Source organism: Hymenobacter agri, from assembly GCF_054778495.1.
On the sequence record NZ_BAAGZM010001154.1, the window covers coordinates 1 to 744 of the forward strand.

The window sequence follows — 744 nt, forward strand, 5'->3', positions numbered from 1 at the left end:
TACCTGTTTGGCCACTACCGCCGCGCCATTGGGGCCACCTGGGCCGACCTGCTGCCGGGCCCGGCCGACGTGCGCGGGCTGTGGGCGCGACTGTAGCAGGCGCTAGGTGGCGGCAACGCAAAAAAAGGCCGATAGCGAATTATTTCACTACTTCCAGCCAGCCCTTTAGCTGTTGGCCGGTGCTGGCATTATGGAGCAAATAATAGTACAGGCCAGCCGCATGGCCAGCGGCGTCCCAGCTATTATCGTAGCCGTCGCGCTGATAGATGCGTTGGCCCCAGCGGCTGTAAACGGTCAGGTTCCAATGGCTGGGGTCTTGGCCGGGCAGCACGAAGGCATCGTTTTGGCGGTCGCCGTTGGGCGTGATGATGTTGGGGAGCGTGCCCGGGCAATCCACCACCCGCAAGCTGAGATGCGCCCGGGCACGGCAACCCTGTGCGTTGGTGACTTCGACTTCATAGCGGCCGGCGCGGGCCGCCCGCAGCTCGGGGCCGGTACTGCCGTCCTGCCAACGGAAAGTGCTGCCGGCCGGCTGGGCGCCCGGGTTCAGCAGACGCTCGGTGCCGTAGCACAGCGTCGAATCGACAAGGGCAAAAGACACTACCGGCAGCGGCCAAATCACTACCGTTTGCGTGGTGGTGAACACCTGCCCCGAGGTTGCCGTGACCCGCAGCCGGGCGGTGTACTGCCCCGGCTGGGTGTAGCGGTGGGCCGGGGCCTGCCCGGCCGCCGTGTTGGCCACGC

1 protein-coding gene is annotated in these 744 nt (G+C 66.3%); it reads right to left on the minus strand.

Going from position 1 to position 744, the window contains the following annotated elements; genetic code table 11:
* Positions 1–139 precede the first annotated feature (139 nt).
* A partial coding sequence (locus ACYVDE_RS25050; RefSeq protein WP_460504226.1) for a T9SS type B sorting domain-containing protein occupies positions 140–744 on the minus strand: 605 nt, incomplete at its 5' end.